Annotated in this window: 21 protein-coding genes; 13 read left to right on the forward strand and 8 right to left on the reverse strand. The window is 54.7% G+C overall.

Features of this window, described 5'->3' with window-relative positions:
- The first annotated feature begins 3 nt into the window (after positions 1 to 3).
- The 10 genes from lpxA to ACSZO1_RS05465 all read left to right on the forward strand — a co-directional run bounded on the left by lpxA (position 4) and on the right by ACSZO1_RS05465 (position 12,829).
- Entirely contained in the window at positions 4 to 792 is a 789-nt protein-coding gene (gene lpxA, locus ACSZO1_RS05420; RefSeq protein ID WP_437610292.1) for an acyl-ACP--UDP-N-acetylglucosamine O-acyltransferase, read from the forward strand.
- 3 nt (positions 793 to 795) lie between these two features.
- Positions 796 to 1,944 carry a lipid-A-disaccharide synthase gene (gene lpxB / locus ACSZO1_RS05425; protein ID WP_437610294.1) on the forward strand — a complete coding sequence of 383 codons (1,149 nt, stop codon included), beginning with the start codon at positions 796 to 798 and terminating at the stop codon, positions 1,942 to 1,944.
- Positions 1,937 to 2,548 (forward strand): ribonuclease HII, encoded by a 612-nt coding sequence (rnhB, locus tag ACSZO1_RS05430; RefSeq protein ID WP_437610296.1) that lies wholly within the window; start codon positions 1,937 to 1,939, stop codon positions 2,546 to 2,548. Before lpxB ends, rnhB begins: the two co-directional genes overlap by 8 nt.
- 38 nt (positions 2,549 to 2,586) lie before the next feature.
- A complete protein-coding gene (gene dnaE / locus ACSZO1_RS05435; protein ID WP_437610298.1) occupies positions 2,587 to 6,069 on the forward strand; it encodes a DNA polymerase III subunit alpha in 3,483 nt (1,160 codons plus the stop codon).
- 12 nt (positions 6,070 to 6,081) lie between these two features.
- Positions 6,082 to 7,041: an acetyl-CoA carboxylase carboxyl transferase subunit alpha gene (gene accA, locus ACSZO1_RS05440; protein ID WP_437610300.1), complete on the forward strand. Its 960-nt coding sequence runs from the start codon at positions 6,082 to 6,084 to the stop codon at positions 7,039 to 7,041.
- Between the two features lie 255 nt (positions 7,042 to 7,296).
- Positions 7,297 to 8,427, forward strand: a complete 1,131-nt coding sequence (locus ACSZO1_RS05445; RefSeq protein ID WP_437610302.1) for an ABC transporter substrate-binding protein — start codon at positions 7,297 to 7,299, stop codon at positions 8,425 to 8,427.
- A 114-nt stretch (positions 8,428 to 8,541) separates the two neighbouring features.
- Entirely contained in the window at positions 8,542 to 10,698 is a 2,157-nt protein-coding gene (locus ACSZO1_RS05450; RefSeq protein ID WP_437610304.1) for a lysine decarboxylase LdcC, read from the forward strand.
- A gap of 66 nt (positions 10,699 to 10,764) precedes the next feature.
- Positions 10,765 to 11,154 carry a VOC family protein gene (locus ACSZO1_RS05455; RefSeq protein ID WP_437610306.1) on the forward strand — a complete coding sequence of 130 codons (390 nt, stop codon included), beginning with the start codon at positions 10,765 to 10,767 and terminating at the stop codon, positions 11,152 to 11,154.
- Positions 11,155 to 11,202: 48 nt separating this feature from the next.
- Positions 11,203 to 12,507 (forward strand): tRNA lysidine(34) synthetase TilS, encoded by a 1,305-nt coding sequence (tilS, locus tag ACSZO1_RS05460; RefSeq protein ID WP_437610308.1) that lies wholly within the window; start codon positions 11,203 to 11,205, stop codon positions 12,505 to 12,507.
- 7 nt (positions 12,508 to 12,514) lie between these two features.
- Complete coding sequence (locus ACSZO1_RS05465; RefSeq protein ID WP_437610310.1) at positions 12,515 to 12,829, forward strand: c-type cytochrome; 315 nt, start codon at positions 12,515 to 12,517, stop codon at positions 12,827 to 12,829.
- A 36-nt stretch (positions 12,830 to 12,865) separates the two neighbouring features.
- On the opposite strand, the gene rof is transcribed toward ACSZO1_RS05465, so the two are convergent.
- Both rof and ACSZO1_RS05475 read right to left on the reverse strand, forming a co-directional pair.
- Positions 12,866 to 13,129 (reverse strand): Rho-binding antiterminator, encoded by a 264-nt coding sequence (rof, locus tag ACSZO1_RS05470; RefSeq protein ID WP_437610312.1) that lies wholly within the window; start codon positions 13,127 to 13,129, stop codon positions 12,866 to 12,868.
- Entirely contained in the window at positions 13,116 to 13,316 is a 201-nt protein-coding gene (locus tag ACSZO1_RS05475; RefSeq protein ID WP_437610314.1) for a YaeP family protein, read from the reverse strand. Before ACSZO1_RS05475 ends, rof begins: the two co-directional genes overlap by 14 nt.
- Before the next feature lie 135 nt (positions 13,317 to 13,451).
- Between ACSZO1_RS05475 and ACSZO1_RS05480 the strand changes: the two genes are divergently transcribed.
- Positions 13,452 to 14,006, forward strand: a complete 555-nt coding sequence (locus ACSZO1_RS05480) for a YaeQ family protein (protein ID WP_437610316.1) — start codon at positions 13,452 to 13,454, stop codon at positions 14,004 to 14,006.
- Positions 14,003 to 14,413: an alternative ribosome rescue aminoacyl-tRNA hydrolase ArfB gene (arfB, locus tag ACSZO1_RS05485; RefSeq protein ID WP_437610318.1), complete on the forward strand. Its 411-nt coding sequence runs from the start codon at positions 14,003 to 14,005 to the stop codon at positions 14,411 to 14,413. Before ACSZO1_RS05480 ends, arfB begins: the two co-directional genes overlap by 4 nt.
- 77 nt (positions 14,414 to 14,490) lie before the next feature.
- Here the strand turns inward: arfB and proS are convergent, their stop codons facing one another.
- The 6 genes from proS to metN form a co-directional block, all read right to left on the reverse strand.
- On the reverse strand, positions 14,491 to 16,209 hold the full coding sequence (gene proS / locus ACSZO1_RS05490; RefSeq protein WP_437610320.1) for a proline--tRNA ligase: 1,719 nt from the start codon (positions 16,207 to 16,209) through the stop codon (positions 14,491 to 14,493).
- A gap of 108 nt (positions 16,210 to 16,317) precedes the next feature.
- The gene (gene tsaA / locus ACSZO1_RS05495; protein ID WP_437610322.1) at positions 16,318 to 17,025 is read right to left on the reverse strand and encodes a tRNA (N6-threonylcarbamoyladenosine(37)-N6)-methyltransferase TrmO; all 708 of its coding nucleotides are present in this window, start codon (positions 17,023 to 17,025) and stop codon (positions 16,318 to 16,320) included.
- Positions 17,022 to 17,426: an Rcs stress response system protein RcsF gene (rcsF, locus tag ACSZO1_RS05500; protein ID WP_437610324.1), complete on the reverse strand. Its 405-nt coding sequence runs from the start codon at positions 17,424 to 17,426 to the stop codon at positions 17,022 to 17,024. Before rcsF ends, tsaA begins: the two co-directional genes overlap by 4 nt.
- Positions 17,427 to 17,578: 152 nt before the next feature.
- Positions 17,579 to 18,394: a MetQ/NlpA family lipoprotein gene (locus ACSZO1_RS05505; RefSeq protein ID WP_437610326.1), complete on the reverse strand. Its 816-nt coding sequence runs from the start codon at positions 18,392 to 18,394 to the stop codon at positions 17,579 to 17,581.
- Between the two features lie 37 nt (positions 18,395 to 18,431).
- Positions 18,432 to 19,085, reverse strand: a complete 654-nt coding sequence (locus ACSZO1_RS05510) for a methionine ABC transporter permease MetI (protein ID WP_437610328.1) — start codon at positions 19,083 to 19,085, stop codon at positions 18,432 to 18,434.
- Positions 19,078 to 20,109 (reverse strand): methionine ABC transporter ATP-binding protein MetN, encoded by a 1,032-nt coding sequence (gene metN / locus ACSZO1_RS05515; RefSeq protein ID WP_437610330.1) that lies wholly within the window; start codon positions 20,107 to 20,109, stop codon positions 19,078 to 19,080. The genes ACSZO1_RS05510 and metN overlap by 8 nt, the downstream gene beginning before the upstream one ends.
- A gap of 189 nt (positions 20,110 to 20,298) precedes the next feature.
- On the opposite strand from metN, the gene gmhB reads away from it, so the two are divergent.
- Positions 20,299 to 20,859 (forward strand): D-glycero-beta-D-manno-heptose 1,7-bisphosphate 7-phosphatase, encoded by a 561-nt coding sequence (gene gmhB, locus ACSZO1_RS05520; protein ID WP_437610331.1) that lies wholly within the window; start codon positions 20,299 to 20,301, stop codon positions 20,857 to 20,859.
- Positions 20,860 to 21,151 lie beyond the last annotated feature (292 nt).

The raw sequence follows: 21,151 nt of genomic DNA on the forward strand, positions 1-21,151 counted from the left end.
TCTGTGATAGACCCAACCGCCGTAATCCATCCGAGTTCTGTGATTGAAGAGGGCGCCATTATTGGCCCTCGCGTCCATATTGGCCCGTTTTGCTTTATCGGCGCTAACGTGGAAATTGGTGAAGGTACCGTTCTGAAATCCCATGTGGTGGTGAACGGCCATACCCGTATTGGCAAAGATAATCAGATCTACCAGTTCGCTTCGATTGGTGAAGTGAACCAGGATCTGAAATATGCCGGCGAACCGACCCGCGTGGAAATTGGCGATCGCAACCGCATTCGCGAGAGCGTCACCATTCACCGCGGCACCACCCAGGGTGGCGATGTGACGCGCATCGGCAGCGATAACCTGCTGATGATCAATGCGCATATTGCCCATGACTGTGTGATCGGCAATCGTTGTATCTTCGCTAACAACGCCACGCTCGGTGGTCATGTGACGGTTGATGATTTCGCGATTATCGGCGGTATGACTGCAGTGCACCAGTTCTGCGTCATTGGCGCGCATGTGATGGTGGGCGGTTGTTCTGGCGTGGCGCAGGATGTGCCGCCGTATGTAATTGCTCAGGGCAACCATGCGACGCCATTTGGCATCAATATCGAAGGGCTGAAACGCCGTGGCTTCAGTAAGGAAGCGCTGCACACGATTCGCAACGCTTACAAACTGCTGTACCGCAGCGGACGTTCACTGGACGAAGTGAAGCCGGAAATTGAACAGCTGGCGCAGGAGCATCCTGAAGTCCAGCCGTTCTACGACTTCTTTGCCCGTTCCACGCGGGGTCTGATTCGTTAACTCATGCAGAAGCGTCCTTTAACGATTGCCCTTGTCGCCGGAGAAACCTCCGGCGATATTCTTGGTGCCGGTCTGATCCGCGCCTTAAAGCAGGCTCATCCTGATGCGCGCTTTGTCGGTGTCGCCGGACCATTGATGCAGGCAGAAGGTTGTGAAGCCTGCTATGAGATGGAAGAGCTGGCGGTGATGGGCATCGTTGAGGTGCTCGGTCGCCTGCCGCGTTTGCTGAAGATCCGCCGCGATCTGACCCAGCGCTTTACTGCGCTGCGGCCGGATGTGTTTGTCGGCATCGATGCACCTGACTTCAATATCACGCTGGAAGGGCGCTTAAAGCAGCGCGGTATTCGCACGATTCATTACGTCAGCCCCTCTGTCTGGGCGTGGCGACAAAAACGCGTTTTCAAAATTGGCCGAAACACCGATCTGGTGCTGGCCTTCCTGCCGTTTGAAAAGGCGTTTTACGACCGTTTTAATGTTCCCTGCCGCTTTATCGGCCACACCATGGCGGATGCCATGCCACTGCAGCCAGATAAGCTGGCTGCGCGTCAGGCGCTCGGTATTGCCGAAGATGCCCGCTGTTTAGCACTGCTGCCTGGCAGCCGCCATGCGGAAGTGGAAATGCTGAGTGGCGATTTCCTGAAAACGGCACTGCTGCTGCGTCAGCGCTGGCCGGATCTGGAAATTGTTGTGCCGCTGGTCAATCCACGCCGTCGCGAGCAGTTTGAGCAGATCAAAGCGCAGGTTGCGCCGGATTTGCCTATGCATTTGCTGGATGGCAAGGGGCGTGAAGCGATGGTGGCCAGCGATGCTGCATTGCTGGCGTCCGGCACCGCGGCGCTGGAGTGTATGCTGGCGAAGTGCCCGATGGTGGTGGGTTACCGGATGAAACCGTTCACCTTCTGGCTGGCGCAAAAGCTGGTGAAAACCGATTACGTCTCGCTGCCGAATCTGCTGGCGGGCCGTGAGCTGGTCAAAGAGCTGCTGCAGACTGAGTGCCAGCCTGAGCAGCTGGCAGCGGCGCTGGCACCTTTGCTGAGCGACGGTGCGGCGCGTGATGCGCAGCTGGCGGCATTTTATCAGCTGCATGAACATATCCGCTGGAATGCGGATCAACAAGCGGCACAAGCGGTGCTGGAGCTGGCAAATGGCTGAATTTATTTACCCGCAGGCGAACCTGATCGCGGGCGTGGATGAAGTCGGACGTGGTCCGCTGGTTGGCGCGGTGGTGACTGCCGCCGTGATCCTCGATCCGGCCAAGCCGATCGCTGGTCTGGCGGATTCCAAAAAGCTGTCTGAAAAGCGCCGTCTGGCGCTGTATGATGAGATCAAAGCCAATGCGCTGGCATGGAGTCTTGGCCGTGCTGAACCGGGAGAGATCGACCAGCTGAATATTTTGCACGCCACCATGCTGGCGATGCAGCGTGCGGTCGCGGGGCTGGCGATTGTACCGGATTATGTGCTGATCGACGGTAACCGTTGCCCGGCGTTGCCGATGCCGTCGATGGCGGTGGTGAAAGGTGACAGCCTGGTGGCGGAGATCAGTGCGGCTTCTATTATTGCTAAAGTGACGCGCGATCGGGAAATGGCGGAGCTGGATCTGCAGTTCCCCGAGTACGGTTTTGCCCAGCACAAAGGCTATCCTACCGCGCTGCATATGGAAAAACTGGCGCTGCATGGCGTGACGCCACACCATCGTCGCAGTTTTGCGCCAGTCCGTAATGCCCTGCTGGACGCTGAAGTCCAGGCATTGCGCTAATCGTCTTTTTTACGCGTTAACCGGAGCCGGAAACCAATATGGCTGAACCTCGTTTTATTCACCTGCGTGTCCACAGCGACTACTCCATGATCGATGGACTCGCTAAGACCGGTCCGCTGGTGAAAAAAGCGGCGGCGCTGGGGATGCCGGCGATTGGTATTACTGACTTCACCAACCTGTGCGGCCTGGTAAAGTTTTATGGCACCGCGCACGGCGCAGGTGTTAAGCCGATCATTGGCGCTGACTTTATGATGGCCAGCGAACTGATGGGCGATGAGCTGAGCCATATCACGGTGCTTGCGGCGAATAATACCGGTTATCAGAATCTGACGTTGCTGATTTCCCGCGCTTATCAGCGCGGCTATGGTGCGGCGGGGCCGATTATTGATCGCGACTGGCTGGTTGAGCTGCAGGACGGCATTATTCTGCTCTCCGGCGGACGGCGTGGTGATGTGGGTAAAAGCCTGCTGCGTGGTAATCAGGCGCTGGTCTCGCAGTGCCTGGCGTTTTATCAGGAGCATTTCCCGGATCGTTATTACCTTGAGCTGATCCGTACCGGGCGTCCGGACGAGGAGAGTTACCTGCACGCCGCGGTAGAGCTGGCGATTGCTGAAGGTGTGCCCGTAGTGGCAACCAATGACGTGTGCTTCCTGACGCAGGACGACTTTGACGCGCACGAGATCCGTGTGGCGATCCACGACGGTTTTACCCTCGACGACCCGAAACGGCCGCGTAATTACAGTGCTCAGCAATATCTGCGCAGTGAAGAGGAGATGTGCGAGCTGTTCTCGGACATCCCGGAAGCGCTGACGAACAGCGTCGAAATTGCTAAGCGTTGTAACGTTACCATCCGCCTTGGCGAATATTTCCTGCCGCAATTCCCGACCGGTGAGATGAGCACCGAAGATTTCCTCGTGATGAAATCGAAAGAGGGGCTGGAAGAGCGTCTGGAATTCCTGTTCCCGGATGAGCAGGTGCGTGCTGAGCGGCGTCCGGAGTATGACGAGCGTCTGGATGTTGAGCTGAAAGTGATCAACCAGATGGGCTTCCCCGGTTACTTCCTGATCGTGATGGAGTTTATCCAGTGGTCGAAGGATAACGGCGTGCCGGTAGGGCCGGGACGTGGTTCCGGTGCCGGTTCTCTGGTGGCGTATGCGCTGAAAATTACCGACCTCGACCCGCTGGAATTTGACCTGCTGTTCGAACGTTTCCTTAACCCGGAACGTGTTTCGATGCCCGACTTTGACGTCGACTTCTGCATGGAAAAACGTGACCAGGTGATTGAGCATGTGGCCGAGATGTATGGCCGCGAAGCGGTATCGCAAATCATCACCTTCGGTACGATGGCGGCGAAGGCGGTTATCCGCGACGTGGGCCGTGTACTGGGTCACCCGTACGGCTTTGTTGATCGTATTTCGAAACTGGTGCCACCCGATCCGGGCATGACGCTGGAAAAAGCTTTTGCCGCGGAACCGCAGCTGCCGGAAATTTATGAGGCAGATGAAGAGGTTAAAGCGCTGATCGACATGGCGCGTAAGCTGGAAGGGGTCACGCGTAACGCCGGTAAACATGCCGGGGGCGTGGTGATTGCGCCGACTAAAATTACCGACTTTGCGCCGCTTTACTGCGATGAGAGCGGTAACCATCCGGTCACTCAGTTTGATAAAAACGACGTGGAATATGCCGGGCTGGTGAAGTTTGACTTCCTCGGTCTGCGTACTCTGACGATCATCGACTGGGCGCTGGAAATGATTAACGCGCGCCGGGCGAAAAGCGGCGAACCACCGATTGATATCGCGGCCATCCCGCTCGATGACCAGAAAAGTTTTGATATGCTGCAGCGCTCGGAAACCACCGCGGTATTCCAGCTTGAATCGCGCGGCATGAAGGATTTGATTAAGCGTCTGAAGCCGGACTGCTTCGAAGACATGATCGCACTGGTGGCGCTGTTCCGTCCTGGCCCGCTGCAGTCAGGGATGGTGGATAACTTTATCGACCGTAAGCATGGTCGTGAAGCGATCTCTTATCCGGATATTCAGTGGCAGCATGAGACGCTGAAACCGGTGCTGGAACCGACCTACGGCATTATCCTGTATCAGGAACAGGTAATGCAGATAGCCCAGGTGCTGTCCGGTTACACCCTTGGCGGTGCAGATATGCTGCGTCGTGCAATGGGTAAAAAGAAACCGGAAGAGATGGCGAAACAGCGCTCGGTATTCGAAGACGGCGCCAAAAGCATGGGCGTCGACGGCGAATTGTCGATGAAAATCTTCGATTTAGTGGAGAAATTCGCCGGTTACGGCTTTAATAAATCACACTCCGCTGCGTATGCGCTGGTGTCGTATCAGACGCTGTGGCTGAAAGCGCACTATCCGGCCGAATTTATGGCGGCGGTGATGACCGCCGATATGGATAACACCGAGAAGGTGGTTTCGCTGGTGGATGAGTGCTGGCGTATGGGCCTGAAGATCCTGCCGCCGGATATTAACTCCGGCCTGTATCACTTCCACGTCAATGATGACGGTGAGATTGTGTACGGTATTGGCGCGATTAAAGGCGTCGGTGAAGGCCCGATTGAAGCGATTATTGAAGCGCGTAATGAAGGCGGTTATTTCCGCGAGCTGTTTGACCTCTGCGCCCGCACCGACACTAAAAAAATTAACCGTCGGGTGATGGAAAAACTGATTATGTCCGGGGCGTTTGACCGTCTCGGACCGCACCGTGCGGCGCTGATGAGTGCGCTGTCTGATGCGCTGAAAGCCGCCGACCAGCATGCCAAAGCGGAAGCTATTGGCCAGGCCGATATGTTCGGCGTACTGGCGGATGAGCCAGAACAGGTGGAGAAATCCTACGCGGATATCACACCGTGGCCGGAACAGATTCAGCTGGACGGTGAGCGGGAAACCTTAGGGTTGTACCTCACCGGCCACCCGATCAATCAGTATCTGAAAGAAATTGAGCGCTACGTTGGCGGTACGCGCCTGAAAGACATGCACCCGACCGAACGTGGTAAAATCACCACGGCAGCCGGTCTGGTGGTGGCGGCCCGCGTGATGGTCACCAAACGCGGTAACCGTATTGGCATCTGCACTCTGGACGATCGTTCTGGTCGGCTGGAAGTGATGTTGTTTACAGATGCTCTGGATAAGTACCAGCAGTTGCTGGAGAAGGACCGTATCCTGATCGTCAGCGGACAGGTCAGCTTTGATGACTTCAGCGGAGGCCTTAAGATGACCGCCCGCGAATTGATGGACATCGATGAAGCACGTGAAAAATACGCACGTGGACTTGCTATCTCGCTGACGGACAGGCAAATTGATGACCAGCTTTTGAACCGTCTCCGTCAATCCCTGGAACCCCATCGTTCGGGAACCATTCCGGTACATCTCTATTATCAGAGAGAGGATGCGCGGGCGAAGTTGCGTTTTGGCGCAGCGTGGCGCGTATCGCCCAGCGATCGTTTACTTAACGATTTGCGGTCGCTGGTAGGATCGGAGCAGGTGGAACTGGAGTTTGACTAAAACAGGATTATTATGAGTCTTAATTACCTGGATTTCGAACAGCCAATCGCAGAACTGGAAGCGAAGATTGATTCGCTGACTGCGGTTAGCCGTCAGGATGAAAAACTGGATATTAATCTGGATGAAGAAGTGCAGCGTCTGCGCGAAAAAAGCGTTGAACTGACACGTAAAATCTTCTCCGATTTAGGCGCATGGCAGATCGCGCAGTTAGCGCGTCATCCGCTGCGTCCGTACACGCTGGACTATGTCCGTAACGTGTTCACCGACTTTGATGAGTTAGCTGGCGATCGCGCTTACGCTGATGATAAAGCGATTGTAGGTGGTATTGCTCGTCTGGACGGTCGTCCGGTGATGATCATTGGTCATCAGAAAGGCCGCGAAACCAAAGAAAAAATCCGCCGCAACTTCGGGATGCCTGCACCAGAAGGTTACCGTAAAGCACTGCGTCTGATGGAGATGGCTGAGCGCTTTAAAATGCCGATCATCACCTTTATCGATACGCCGGGTGCGTATCCGGGTGTTGGCGCAGAAGAGCGTGGTCAGTCCGAAGCGATTGCCCGTAACCTGCGCGAGATGTCTGGCCTGAAAGTGCCGGTTATCTGTACCGTGATTGGTGAAGGCGGCTCCGGCGGCGCGCTGGCGATTGGCGTCGGTGACAAAGTCAACATGCTGCAGTACAGCACCTATTCGGTGATTTCACCGGAAGGCTGTGCTTCCATCCTGTGGAAAAGCGCCGAAAAAGCGCCACTGGCAGCGGAAGCGATGGGCATTACTGCTCCGCGTCTGAAAGAGCTGAAACTGATCGACAGCATCCTGCCTGAACCACTGGGTGGCGCGCATCGTAACCCGCTGGCAATTGGCGAGACGATGAAAGCGCAACTGCTGGCAGATTTGGCTGAGCTGGAGGCGCTGAGCACAGAAGAGCTGCTTAACCGTCGTTATCAGCGTCTGATGAGCTACGGCTACGCGTAATACCCTGTCGTTCCCTGCCAGCTGAAAGCCGCAGGGATCGTCCCTTCCTCTGCTACGCGGGGGAAGGGCAGGATGGGGGAGCAAGCGACTCTGTGTCGCCAGTTCCTCCATCCTGACTCTTTAATCCCTCTGTCTGATTTCTTTCCCATTTATTAATAATCACCCTAAGAAACTGATTGCCGCCGATTTAGCCAGCAGATAAGATGCTGACGCTTTATTTGATAATAATAATCATTGTCTTTAACGGGGTTAATCATGCATTACCTATGGAGTCGTCTCGCGGGCTTACTGGCCGTGTTAGCACTGGCGCACAGCGCGCTGGCTGCCCCCATCGTGGTCGAAGATGTCAGCGGCCGCAAAGTTGAAATCAAATCCGAAGTTAAACGTATTATTTTAGGTGAAGGCCGACAGATCTATCTGCTGGCGGCGTTCGATACCGATGCGCCATTCCTGCGCGTCATTGGCTGGCGTGATGATCTGCCAAAAGCGGATTTTGACAGCTACCAGATTTATGCGGCGAAGTACCCGCAAATCACCAAACTGCCGACCTTTGGCGGTGCAAAAGATGGCACCTTTAACGTTGAACAGGCGCTGACGCTGAAGCCCGATCTGGTGCTGATGAACCTGGAATCCAAAGCCGCGACCGACGAATCCAAACTGACCGAAAAACTGGCTGCGCTGGGCATTCCGGTGGTGTTTATCGACTTCCGCGAAAAGCCATTTGAGAACGCGGAAAAAAGCATTCACATCATGGGCCTGCTGCTGAACAAGCCTGAACGCGCGCAGGAGATTATTGATTTCCGCCGTAAGCAGATTGATATCGTGATTAACCGCCTGAAAGATTACAAAGGTCCGCGTCCGAAAGTGATGATCGACCGTGCCGGTGGTTATACCGAAGAGTGCTGCATGTCATTTGGTGATGAGAACTTTGGCCGTATGGTGGAAGTGGCGGGCGGCAGCAATATCGCCAAAGATCTGATCCCTGGCACTTTCGGTACGCTGAACCCGGAGCAGATTATCAGCTCGCGTCCTGATGTGGTGGTGGTGACCGGTGCGAACTGGAAAAACTACAATACTGCCAATGGCTGGGTCGGTGTGGGTCCTGGTGCTGATCTGACGGTGGCGACACAGCGTTTGCAGAAACTGATGGAGCGCTCTGCCTTTAAAACACTGCCGGTAGCCACCAATGGCAATGCTCATGCTATCTGGCACCAGTTCTACGACAGCCCGTACCAGTTTGTCGCGATTCAGGCTTTAGCGAAGTGGATGCACCCGGATCTGTTTAAAGATATCGATCCGGACGCGACCTTCCGCGAATTCCATCAGCGCTTCCTGCCGGTAGAGTACAAGCCGGGTTACTGGGTCACCCTGCCAGCGAAAAAATAATGCATTTCGGGCCGGCGATCGCCGGCCCATCTTCCTGCCACAATCCCCTCCGCGCTGTCCGTCGTCGCAATCCGCTATGCTTATTACTGGTAGTACATTCACCAGGAGGCACGATTGAATATTATTGCGATTATGGGACCGCATGGCGCTTTCTATAAAGACCAGCCAATACGTGAACTTGACGCGGCGCTGCAACAACAGGGATTTCAGCTGATTTACCCGAATGACGCCAGTGATTTACTGAAACTGATTGAACACAATCCGCGTATCTGTGGGGTGATTTTCGACTGGGATGAATACAGTCTTGACCTGTGCAGTGAAATCAACCAGCTCAACGAATATCTGCCGCTGTACGCCTTTATCAACACGCATTCGTCACTCGATGTCAGCATCAATGAGATGCGTATGGCGTTGTGGTTCTTTGAATACGCACTCAACGCGGCGGAGGATATTGCCCGCCGTATCCGCCAGTACACGAATGAGTATCTCGACAGCATTACGCCGCCACTGACGCGCGCGCTGTTTAACTATGTGGCAGAGGGGAAATACACCTTCTGTACCCCCGGCCATATGGCGGGCACCGCGTTCCAGAAAAGCCCGGTAGGTTGCCTGTTTTATGACTTCTTTGGCGCCAATACGCTGAAAGCGGATATCTCGATTTCGGTGACAGAACTGGGTTCGCTGCTCGACCACACCGGCCCGCATCTGGAAGCGGAGGAGTATGTGGCGCGCACTTTTGGCGCGGAACAGAGCTATATGGTGACCAATGGCACCTCCACCGCGAACAAAATTGTTGGCATGTTCGCGGCGCCCGCGGGCAGCACAGTGCTGATTGACCGTAACTGCCATAAGTCGCTGACGCATCTGTTAATGATGAGCGACATTATCCCCATCTGGCTAAAGCCGACGCGCAATGCGCTGGGGATCCTCGGGGGCATTCCGCGCAAAGAGTTCAGCAAAGAGAGCATTGCGCTGAAAGTGGGCCAGACGCCACGCTCCAGCTGGCCGGTGCATGCGGTTATCACCTACTCCACCTATGATGGCCTGCTGTATAACACGCAGTACATCAAACAGACGCTGGATGTGCCGTCGATTCACTTTGATTCCGCCTGGGTTCCCTATACCAATTTCCATCCGATTTACGACGGCAAAAGCGGCATGAGCGGCGAACGTACGCCCGGGAAAGTGGTGTATGAAACACAGTCGGCGCATAAGCTGCTGGCGGCGTTCTCGCAGGCTTCACTGATTCATATTAAGGGCGCGTACGACGAACAGACGTTTAACGAAGCCTATATGATGCACACCACCACCTCACCGAATTATGCCATTGTCGCTTCAATTGAAACCGCGGCAGCGATGCTGCGTGGCAATCCGGGTAAGCGCTTAATCAATCGTTCCGTGGAGCGAGCATTGCATTTTCGGCGCGAAGTGCAGCGCCTGCGTGAGGAGAGTGACGGCTGGTTCTTCGATATCTGGCAACCGGACGGTATTGATGAAGCCGAATGCTGGCCGATTGCGCCGGGCGAAGCGTGGCACGGTTTTAGCGAGGCCGACAGCGACCATATGTTTCTCGACCCGATTAAAGTCACCATCTTAACCCCGGGGATGAGTGAGCAGGGGGGGATGGCGGATGAGGGAATTCCGGCGGCGCTGGTGGCGAAATTCCTTGATGAGCGCGGTGTGGTGGTGGAGAAAACCGGGCCTTACAATCTGCTGTTCCTGTTCAGCATCGGCATTGATAAAACCAAGGCGATGAGTTTGCTGCGCGGGCTGACAGAGTTTAAACGCGCCTACGATCTGAATCTGCGGGTGAAGAACATGCTGCCTGACCTGTATGCCGAAGATCCCGACTTCTATCGCAATATGCGTATCCAGACGCTGGCAGAGGGCATTCATACACTGATCCGGCAACACGATCTGCCACGTCTGATGCGTCAGGCATTTGATGTGCTGCCGGAAATGAAAATGACGCCACACCAGATGTTTCAGCAGCAGGTGAAAGGCAATGTGGAAACGGTGGAACTGAGCGAGCTGGTAGGGCGCGTCTCCGCCAATATGATTTTGCCGTATCCACCGGGCGTACCGCTGGTGATGCCTGGCGAGATGATTACGGCTGCCAGCCGCGCGGTGCTCGATTTTCTGCTGATGCTGTGCACCATCGGCGAACACTATCCCGGTTTTGAAACCGATATCCACGGTGCCACGCTGACCGAAGAGGGGCGTTATCTGGTGCGGGTGCTGAAAAATCTGGAAACGGCAAAGCCGGATTAACGCCACTTGTTGCCTGCACCGATTCAGCGTAGGGTGCAGGCAACATTCATTTTTCCGGAACACCGTATGCTGGGGTTAACACAGGTTCACCATATCGCCATCATTGCCACCGATTACGCGCGCAGCAAAGCGTTCTACTGCAACGTGCTCGGCTTTACCCTGCTGGATGAGGTATACCGGGCGGAGCGTGATTCCTGGAAAGGGGATTTAGCCCTCAACGGGCACTACACCATTGAGCTGTTTTCGTTTCCCCATCCTCCGGCACGCGTTACTCAGCCGGAAGCCTGTGGCCTGCGCCACCTGGCATTCAGCGTCGGGGATATTGAGCGCGCGGTGACGTGGCTGACGCAACAGGGCGTCAGTTGCGAGCCGGTCCGCATTGATCCCCTGACCAGTAAGCGCTTTACCTTCTTTAACGACCCGGACGGTTTGCCGCTGGAACTGTATCAGGCGTAGAATACCCGCTGAGTTTATACCGGGTTATCTGAGGCCATCATTATCACCATGTCACAGCTTGCCACTCTGAACGAACAGCTTGCCGGGCATCAGCGCCTGCTGGTGGCCTACAGCGGTGGTCTCGACTCGACGGTGTTGCTGCATCAGCTGGTGCAGCTACGCGACACGCATCCGCAACTGCAGTTACGCGCCATTCATATTCATCACGGTCTGAGCGGCAATGCCGACAGCTGGCTGCAGCATTGTCAGCAGCAGTGTCAGCAGTGGCAGCTGCCGCTGCTCAGTGAACGGGTGCAGGTCGATGGCAGCGATAAGGGCATCGAAGCGGCAGCACGTGATGCACGCTATGCTGCTTTTCGTCGCCATCTGCAGCCAGGCGAAGCACTGGTGGTTGCCCAGCATCTCGATGACCAGTGCGAAACCCTGCTGCTGGCGCTGAAACGCGGCAGTGGTCCTGCCGGGTTAGCGGCGATGCCTGCTGTCACGGCGCTTGATGGACATCCATTGCTGCGTCCGTTGCTGAACCAGAGTCGTCAGCAGCTTGAAGTCTGGGCGCAGCAGCACCAGCTGAGCTGGATTGAGGATGAAAGCAATCAGGATGTGCGCTATGAGCGTAATTTCCTGCGTCAGCAGGTGGCTCCGCTACTGAGTGCGCGCTGGCCGCACTTTGCCCGCTCAGTTGCCCGCAGTGCAGCGCTGTGTGCGGAACAGGAGCAACTGCTGGACGAACTGCTGGCCGAGTCGCTGGCGGCGCTGGTACAGCCAGATGGTTCACTGCTGATCGCGCCGTTGCAGCCACTGAGTGAAGCACGGCGTTATGCCATACTGCGCCGCTGGATTGGCGGGCAGGGCGGTCTGATGCCGTCTCGCGATGCCTTGCAGCGTATCTGGCACGAAGTGATTAACAGTCGTGAGGACGCTTCACCGCGTATCCGCCTCGGCGACTATGAAATTCGTCGTTATCGCCAGGCGATTTACTGGCTGCCGCTGTATCCTTCACTGCGCGAATGCGTGCTGACATGGCAGGCGCCATGGCAACCGCTCACTTTGCCGCAGCAATTGGGGGTGATCAGTGTCGATCAGCAGGGCGTCACGCTGCGCCAGCCGCAGGCGGATGAAGCGGTATCGGTGCGTTTTGCGGCACAGGGTGAGGTGCATATTGTTGGCCGTGCGGGAGGCCGCGCGGTGAAAAAACTGTGGCAGGAGTTTGCTATTCCGGTATGGCAACGCGAGCGCACGCCACTGCTGTTTTATGGTGAGCAGCTGATTGCCGCGCTGGGGGTGTTTGTCACCCGCGAAGGCAGCCCGCAGGATAATCACAGCTGGTGTATAAACTGGCGTAAAGAGCAATGAGAGAGCCATGAAAACAGGTTATTTTCTGATGCTGTTGCTGGCCGTCAGCAGCAGTGGAGCATGGGCGGCGGGTGATGCGGCTGCCGGAAAAGAAAAATCGGCAGCCTGTATGGCCTGCCACGGTGCACAGGGCAAAGCTTCTGTGCCGTTGTATCCCAATTTAGCCGGGCAAAACAGCGCTTATCTGGCGCATGCTCTGCAGGCGTATAAAAAAGGGGAGCGCAGCGGCGGTCAGGCAGAAGTGATGAAGGCATTTGTCGCGGGACTGAGCGACCAGGATATGGACGATCTGGCGGCGTACTACAGCAGTTTGCAACCCTGAAAAACCCAGGGCGGAACTGAGTTCCGCCCTGCAGTATTAATCTGACTCGCTGACCACCACCGTCCCCAGTTTGGGGTGGCTGAAGCTGGCAATGTGATCCAGTCGCAGTTCGCGTTGTTCACCTGCCAGATCAATGGCCAGATATTCGACATTTTTCCGCGAAACCATATCTTTCGCCTTCGCGCTGAGCTTTTCGCCGTTTTTCAATTCCAGCGACAGCAACCAGTTGTTTTGGCAGGCGAGTTCGAGGTTGTCGTAGTCATCGCAATTGATCGGTTTGTAGGCTTCATTCGTCAACATAATCGCTCACCAATAAGTTTGCTGCAGCAAAAGCTGCCTGTTCCCTGATAGAAGAGTTTAGCTCACAATTCGCAGCTATCTCGTCCAGTGCTTTTAATGCACAACCGATAGCGTCCGGCACGTATCCCAGATCGCCGCTGCCAATTTCAGCATATTTACGGCGAACTAATTCACAATACTTTTGCACTTGCACCTCCTTCAGAGCATAACTCTCTGGCTGATAAAGCGACTATAACACAGGCTTTTACGTGAAATCAGCCTGCAACAGAGTGATTTGCTCTGCGCGCGGGTTACAATAGCCTGTCTGATAATGAGAGGTCTCATGGCACTTAAAGCAACAATTTACAAAGCCAGCGTCAATGTGGCGGATATGGATCGCAATGTTTTTCTCGACAGCAACCTGACACTGGCGCGTCATCCGTCGGAAACCGAGGAACGCATGATGCTGCGACTGCTGGCCTGGCTGTGCCACGCCAGCGAGCGTTTACAGTTTACGCGTGGTTTGTGCGCTGATGATGAGCCAGAAATCTGGCGTATGAACGACCATAACGCGATTGAAGAGTGGATTGAGCTGGGACTGCCGGAAGAGCGCCGTCTGCGTAAAGCCTGCAACCGTGCCGCGCAGGTGGTTCTGTACGCCTACAACGCGCGTGCGGCGCAAATCTGGTGGCAGCAGCAACAGAGTAAACTGGCGCAGCAGGAGAATCTGACGGTCCGTTTTCTTGACGATCAGCAACTGCAGGCGCTGGTGGCGCTGGCCTCACGCAGCATGACGCTGCAGGCGACAATTCAGGATGGCGTGATCTGGCTGTCAGATCAGCAAAACCACCTGGAAATCACCTTTACTGACTGGCTGGTCAATGGCAAAGCACCATGATTGTTCTGTCGCGTCACGCCGTAATTAATGATGATGAACTGGAAATGACCGCCATTCGCGCGCAGGGGGCGGGCGGTCAGCATGTGAATAAGAGTTCGACGGCGATTCATTTGCGCTTTGATATTCGCGCCTCGTCGCTGCCGGATTTTTATAAGGAACGCCTGCTGGCGGCCAGTCACCATCTGATTACGCCGGAGGGCGTGGTGGTGATTAAAGCGCAGGAGTATCGCAGCCAGGAACTGAATCGTGAAGCGGCGCTGAAACGGCTGGAAAATCTGATCCGTGAGCTGACGCTGGTTGAGAAAGCCCGTCGCGCCACGCGCCCGACGCTGGCGTCGAAAAAACGCCGGCTGGAAGGCAAAGCACGCAAAAGCGTGACGAAATCATTACGTGGCAAGGTGTTATAAGCGTTAAAAAAACGGGCCAGTCAGGGTGATGACTGGCCCGTAACAGGAAACCTGTGCTGCTGTTCAGCAGCTCAGGATTACGCGTTGATTTCTGCCACCAGGAAATCGATGATTTCGCTGGTCTTAATCATGCGTTTTTCCCCTTCGCGACGCGCTTTATATTCGATCTCTTCGTTATCGAGGTTGCGATCGCCAATAACGATGGTGTGCGGCACGCCAATCAGTTCCATATCAGCAAACATCACGCCTGGACGCTCTTTACGGTCATCGAGGATCACCTCAATGCCTTTCGCACGCAGGGTGGTGTACAGCTCTTCCGCCAGATCTTTCACGCGGAAAGATTTGTGCATATTCATTGGCAGAATCGCGACCTGGAACGGTGCCAGCGCGGTTGGCCAGATGATGCCGCGTTCGTCGTGGTTCTGCTCAATGGCTGCCGCCACCACACGCGTGATGCCGATACCGTAGCAACCCATGGTCATAATCTGGTTACGGCCATCTTCGCCCTGTACAGAGGCTTTCATCGCTTCAGAGTATTTGGTGCCGAGCTGGAAAATATGGCCCACTTCGATACCGCGTTTGATCTGCAGCGTACCTTTACCGTCCGGGCTGGCATCGCCTTCCACCACGTTACGGATATCGGCAACCTGTGCTTCCGGCAGGTCGCGCACCCAGTTGATGCCAAACAGATGTTTGCCATCCACATTCGCGCCAGCGCTGAAGTCGCTCATTTTCGCCACGGTACGGTCGGCGACAATCGGTAACGTCAGACCTACCGGACCCAGTGAGCCCGGGCCTGCGCCCACTGCTGCACGGATTTCTTCTTCGGTGGCGAAGGTCAGCGGTGTGGTCACGATAGCGATTTTTTCCGCTTTCACTTCGTTCAGCTCATGATCGCCGCGCACCAGCAGGGCAACCAGTGAATGGCCGCTCTCTTCAGTAGCTTTTACCAGCAGAGTTTTTACCGTTTTCTCAATCGGCTGATTAAACTGCTCAACCAGCTGAGCGATGGTTTTGGCGTCTGGCGTATCAATTTCACACAGTTCCGCTGCTGGCGCAGGGCGCTCGCCCGCAGGGGCCACGGCTTCTGCCAGTTCGATGTTGGCTGCGTAGTCAGACTCAGTGGAGAAGATCACATCATCTTCACCGCTGTTGGCCAGCACCTGGAATTCGTGTGATGCACTGCCACCAATGGAGCCGGTATCCGCCTGCACTGCACGGAAGTCGAGACCCATACGGCTGAAGCTGTTGCTGTACGCGCGATACATCGCGTCGTAGGTTTCCTGCAGCGATTCCTGAGTGGTATGGAATGAATACGCGTCTTTCATGATGAATTCGCGTGAACGCATGACGCCAAAACGTGGACGCACTTCGTCACGGAATTTGGTCTGGATCTGGTACAGATTCAGCGGCAGCTGCTTATAAGAACTCAGTTCGTTACGAATCAGGTCAGTAATGACTTCTTCATGGGTCGGGCCCAGCACAAACGGGCGATCGCCACGGTCAACCAGGCGCAGTAGCTCAGGACCGTACTGCTCCCAGCGTCCGCTCTCCTGCCACAGATCGGCGGGCTGTACCACCGGCATGGAGATCTCTATGGCGCCGGCGTTATTCATCTCTTCGCGTACGATGTTTTCGACTTTTTTAAGTACGCGCAAACCGGTCGGCAACCAGGTGTAAAGACCGGAAGCCAGCTTACGGATCATCCCGGCGCGCAACATCAGCTGGTGGCTGATCACTTCGGCGTCGGCAGGCGTCTCCTTCAGAGTGGAGAGCAGATATTGAGTAGTACGCATGTTGTTACGATTCCATTTAAACGGAAAACTATCGAAAAATACTGACCTGAAACACAGTCGGCTAGTGTACCAGCCTGTTGCCAGCGCCAAAAGAGAATGGAAGAGATATTAGCGCGGATCGACCGCGATCACCTCGGTTCCGCTGAGCGTTACGCGCCAGCGTACATTAAATTCCAGTAACCAGACGGCATATTCGCGATCCGCTTCCTCGCCTTTACGGTAGGCCGGGCGTGGATCCTGCGCCAGTACCTGGCTGATAAAGCGCTCCAGATGCGGATAGCGCGCCTGCTGTCGGGCAAGCTGTTGCCGGGCATCTGCGGTAAAGGTTACGGGCATATCGGCGGCGGGCGCTGATTGTGCAAAACCCGCACGCGCCTGCGGCAGAGCTTCAGCAAACGGCAGATAGGGTTTGATATCGACAACCGGTGTTCCATCGACCAGATCGAGACTGCCCAGTTGCAGAATCACGCTGTTTTTTTCACAGCGGATTGCCTGCAGTTCAACCAGCGACATACCAACAGGGTTGGGGCGAAAGGTGGAGCGGGTGGCAAACACGCCCATACGGGCATTACCGCCCAGTCGTGGCGGCCTGACGGTCGGGCGCCAGCCGCCTTCCATGGTCTGATGAAAAATAAACAGTAACCACAGATGGCTGAAATCTTCCAGCCCGCGGACGGCCTCTGGCTGGTTATACGGCGGCAGTAAATGCAGTTCACCGCCCCCGTCCTGAATCAGACCGGGCTGGCGGGGAACGGCAAATTTTTCTTTCCAGGGAGAGCGGATAACACCAATTTGCTCAAAGGAAAATTGACTCATTGCGCAGAAACTTTCAGCGCGGAGCCCTGGCAGATAGCCTGACGATAGCAGCCCTGGCTGTTGGTGACGATTTCACACTTATGCAGCAGTACCGCATTCGCTTTCATATAAGACGCGCGGATCTGCATATTTTTACGCGCCGTGTTGATGTTCGGCGGAGAATCCTGGTTGCTGCTCTGGCAGTCATCACCGGAGACTTCACCTAAATCACGGAACGGCTTGCTGACCAGGTCTTCGGCATTGGTATACAGTTTCACCGGCAGCGGACGCGGAGCGGGTTTCGCCTGTGCAGGTTCTGCTTTCGATTGCGTGCCAGAGCTGCTAATCGGTTCTGATGGCTTCTGCAGCAAAGAACACCCTGTCAGCGACAGTGCTAATAAACAGAGCGGTAGAACACGCATCGGACAATCCTCATCTTTTCAAAAGTGGCGTTATTGAAGCAAGCAATCAGGGAAATGACAAGCCGGGAAACGGCATGGCGATACCTGAGCGTCGAAAAAAAGAAGGGCGACGTTACCGTCGCCCTCTGCAGGTCATCCACTAAATATGAGGATTACCAGCCTTTTACCGCACCGCCGTTGAAGATTTTGTTCGCGGCTTCGTTAACTTCGTCAGACTGATACGCCTGGACGAATTTCTTCACGTTTTCCGCATCTTTGTTATCTTCACGCGCCACGATCAGGTTCACGTATGGAGAGTCTTTGTCTTCCACGAAGATACCGTCTTTCGCTGGCGTCAGACCAATCTGGCTGGCGTAGGTGGTGTTGATGATCGCCAGAGCAATCTGCTGATCGTCCAGTGAACGTGGCAGCTGTGGTGCTTCCAGTTCAACCAGCTTCAGGTTTTTCGAATTCTCAACCACATCCAGAGAGGTTGGCAGCAGGCCAACACCGTCTTTCAGTTTGATCAGACCTTGTTTCTGCAGCAGCAGCAGGCTGCGGCCCAGGTTAGTTGGGTCGTTTGGAATCGCGACCTGCGCACCGTCCTGCAGTTCAGACAGCGCTTTGATTTTTTTCGAGTAACCCGCGATCGGGTAAACGAAGCTGTTGCCGACCGGCACCAGTTTGTAACCGCGATCTTTGATCTGCTGGTCCAGGTAAGGTTTGTGCTGGAAGGCATTGGCATCGATATCGCCTTTGCTCAGTGCTTCGTTTGGCAGCACGTAGTCGTTAAAGGTGACCAGCTCAACGTCCAGGCCATATTTCTCTTTTGCGACTTTCTGCGCAACTTCAGCAACCTGCTGCTCTGCACCGACGATCACACCCACTTTAATGTGGTTGGGATCTTTCTCTTCCTGACCACAGCCCGCCAGCGCCAGAGATCCAACCAGAGCACCCACAGCGGCAAGAGTTTTGAATTTAAAAGACATATCCGTTCCTTCAAAATGAAATTGAGATGTTGCGTGTTTACTTGTGGGTTACCGCGCGAACAATGCGATCGCCACAGAATTGAATCAAATACACCAAAACCACTAACAATACTAATACCGTATTCATCACGGTTGCGTTATATCCGATATAACCGTACTGATAGCCAATCTGGCCCAGACCACCGGCACCGACGGCACCGCCCATTGCGGAATAGCCGACCAGGGTAATCAGAGTGATGGTCGCGGCGTTCACCAGACCCGGTAATGCTTCAGACAGCAATACTTTTCTGATGATTTGCAGCGGCGTTGCACCCATGGCGCGTGAGGCTTCGATCAGGCCGGTTGGCAGCTCCAGCAGGGTGTTTTCCACCATACGTGCAATAAACGGCGCTGCACCGACGGTCAAAGGCACAATCGCCGCCTGCAGACCAATCGAGGTGCCGACAATGGCGCGGGTGAACGGAATCATCCACACCAGCAGGATAATAAACGGAATAGAACGGAAGATGTTCACCAGCGCCGAAAGGGTGCGGTACAGCTTCGCATTATCGATAATCTGTCCTGGACGCGTGATATACAGCAGGACGCCAACCGGCAGGCCAAGAACAAAACCGAAAAAGCCGGAGACAAAGGTCATCATCAGGGTTTCCCAAATGCCCCGGCCCAGTAACCACATCATTGCCTCAGACATACCCTAATACCTCAACTTTTACATGATGTTCCTGCAGGAAGGCGATCGCCGCCGCTGTATCGGCTTCTTCGCCATCCATTTCCGCCAGCATAATGCCGAATTTGACGCCACCGGCGTAATCCATCTGCGCACTGATAATGTTGTTGTTCACATTAAAACGGCGCGCGGCTTCGGACAGCAGTGGAGCATCGACCGATTTACCGGTGAACTCCAGGCGTAACAGCGGCACGGTATCGGTTTTCGCTTCCGGTGACAGGCGGTCGAGATAATCCTGCGGAATATCAAGATGCAGGGTTGACTGAATAAACTGCTGCGCCAGCGGGGTTTTCGGATGTGAGAACACTTCGCTGACGCTGTCTTTCTCAATCAGTTCACCGTTGCTGATCACCGCTACCTGATCACAGATGCGTTTCACCACATCCATTTCGTGAGTGATTAACAGAATGGTGATGCCAAGACGGCGGTTAATGTCTTTCAGTAATTCCAGAATCGAGCGGGTTGTCGCGGGATCGAGGGCGCTGGTGGCTTCGTCGCACAGCAGTACCTTCGGATTACTGGCCAGTGCCCGGGCAATCGCCACACGCTGTTTCTGTCCGCCGGAGAGATTGGCAGGCCAGTTATCTTTCTTATCCTGCAAACCCACCAGTTCTAATAATTCGTTAACGCGTTGCTTAATCTCATCGCGAGACATGCTACCCAGCTCTAACGGCAGGGCGACGTTACCAAATACGGTGCGTGAATTCAGCAGATTGAAATGCTGGAAAATCATACCTATCTGGCGGCGGGCAATCGTCAGCTGTCCGCTGGACAGGATGGTCAGCTCCTGACCATCTACCTGCACGCTGCCAGATGTCGGGCGCTCAAGCAGGTTTACGCAGCGGATTAAGGTACTTTTACCCGCGCCTGATGCGCCGATAACGCCGTAAATCTGTCCGGCAGGCACATGCAGGCTGACGTCTGACAGCGCAGTAATCGTGCGTGAACCCTGCTGGAACACTTTTGTGATGTTTGAAAGTTTAATCATTGATTTATTTATTATCGTGATAATGGTTGTCCGTGGTGTATCTCAGTACGTCGCTTTCGCCGTGCGAAACTGGAATGGATGTTAAGGCATCCAGACGTCTAAATCAATCGAAGTCATTCAATCTGGCATTCTCTCTTTTATTGCAATCATGCAATACTGTGACGCAAATTTAGTAGCAGGAGTTTCTACGTGACACAGCTTGTACCGGCAATTTTCCTTGATCGTGATGGCACCATTAATGTTGACCATGGCTATGTCCATGAAATCGATAACTTTGAGTTTATTGATGGTGTGATCGAAGCCATGCAGCAGCTGAAAAAAATGGGCTTCGCGCTGGTGCTGGTCACCAACCAGTCTGGCATTGCGCGCGGCATGTTCAGCGAAGATCAATTTATGCAACTGACCGAGTGGATGGACTGGTCGCTGGCCGATCGCGATGTCGATCTTGATGGCATCTATTTCTGTCCTCATCTGCCGGATGCGAGCGAAGAAGCGTATCGCCAGCAGTGTGACTGCCGCAAACCGCAGCCGGGCATGCTGCTCGCTGCACAGCAGGAGCTGCATATTGATATGTCTGCTTCTTATATGGTTGGCGACAAACTGGAAGATATGCTGGCCGCTAAAGCTGCGGGCGTCGGTAAAAAAGTGCTGGTGCGCACTGGCAAACCGGTGACGGAAGAAGGTGAAGCCGTGGCGGATTGGGTGATAAATAGCCTGGCTGACCTGCCTGCACGTATCAAACAGGGCTAAAAAACAGCGTTTCGTACAAAGTTGCGGCAGACAGCAAAAAAGTTTCGATTTGTGCTTGCTATCCTGAAGAGGCTCCCTATAATGCGCCTCCACTGACACGGAACAACGACTTAACGGTCGCCGGGTTGAAGAGAAAAACTCTTAAAAAAGAGTTGACTCTGAAAGAGGAAAGCGTAATATACGCCACCTCGCAGCAGCAGGCGAAGCCGCTGACTGCACTGCTCTTTAACAATTTATCAGACAATCTGTGTGGGCACTCGCAGGATTGATATCGCAACGTTCTCCGGAACGA

Origin of the sequence: Erwinia sp. V71, assembly GCF_965644245.1 — a bacterium.
Taxonomy (GTDB): Bacteria; Pseudomonadota; Gammaproteobacteria; order Enterobacterales; family Enterobacteriaceae; genus Erwinia.

What these genes read in the sequence shown, in the direction of transcription:
- proS (WP_437610320.1), bottom strand. Translation starts at nt 16,209, where the DNA reads ATGCGTACTACTCAATATCTGCTCTCCACTCTGAAGGAGACGCCTGCC.
- arfB (WP_437610318.1), top strand. Translation starts at nt 14,003, where the DNA reads ATGATTGTTCTGTCGCGTCACGCCGTAATTAATGATGATGAACTGGAA.
- rcsF (WP_437610324.1), bottom strand. Translation starts at nt 17,426, where the DNA reads ATGCGTGTTCTACCGCTCTGTTTATTAGCACTGTCGCTGACAGGGTGT.
- tilS (WP_437610308.1), top strand. Translation starts at nt 11,203, where the DNA reads ATGTCACAGCTTGCCACTCTGAACGAACAGCTTGCCGGGCATCAGCGC.
- rnhB (WP_437610296.1), top strand. Translation starts at nt 1,937, where the DNA reads ATGGCTGAATTTATTTACCCGCAGGCGAACCTGATCGCGGGCGTGGAT.
- dnaE (WP_437610298.1), top strand. Translation starts at nt 2,587, where the DNA reads ATGGCTGAACCTCGTTTTATTCACCTGCGTGTCCACAGCGACTACTCC.
- ACSZO1_RS05505 (WP_437610326.1), bottom strand. Translation starts at nt 18,394, where the DNA reads ATGTCTTTTAAATTCAAAACTCTTGCCGCTGTGGGTGCTCTGGTTGGA.
- rof (WP_437610312.1), bottom strand. Translation starts at nt 13,129, where the DNA reads ATGTTGACGAATGAAGCCTACAAACCGATCAATTGCGATGACTACGAC.
- tsaA (WP_437610322.1), bottom strand. Translation starts at nt 17,025, where the DNA reads ATGAGTCAATTTTCCTTTGAGCAAATTGGTGTTATCCGCTCTCCCTGG.
- ACSZO1_RS05455 (WP_437610306.1), top strand. Translation starts at nt 10,765, where the DNA reads ATGCTGGGGTTAACACAGGTTCACCATATCGCCATCATTGCCACCGAT.
- lpxB (WP_437610294.1), top strand. Translation starts at nt 796, where the DNA reads ATGCAGAAGCGTCCTTTAACGATTGCCCTTGTCGCCGGAGAAACCTCC.
- ACSZO1_RS05480 (WP_437610316.1), top strand. Translation starts at nt 13,452, where the DNA reads ATGGCACTTAAAGCAACAATTTACAAAGCCAGCGTCAATGTGGCGGAT.
- metN (WP_437610330.1), bottom strand. Translation starts at nt 20,109, where the DNA reads ATGATTAAACTTTCAAACATCACAAAAGTGTTCCAGCAGGGTTCACGC.
- ACSZO1_RS05510 (WP_437610328.1), bottom strand. Translation starts at nt 19,085, where the DNA reads ATGTCTGAGGCAATGATGTGGTTACTGGGCCGGGGCATTTGGGAAACC.
- ACSZO1_RS05445 (WP_437610302.1), top strand. Translation starts at nt 7,297, where the DNA reads ATGCATTACCTATGGAGTCGTCTCGCGGGCTTACTGGCCGTGTTAGCA.
- accA (WP_437610300.1), top strand. Translation starts at nt 6,082, where the DNA reads ATGAGTCTTAATTACCTGGATTTCGAACAGCCAATCGCAGAACTGGAA.
- ACSZO1_RS05465 (WP_437610310.1), top strand. Translation starts at nt 12,515, where the DNA reads ATGAAAACAGGTTATTTTCTGATGCTGTTGCTGGCCGTCAGCAGCAGT.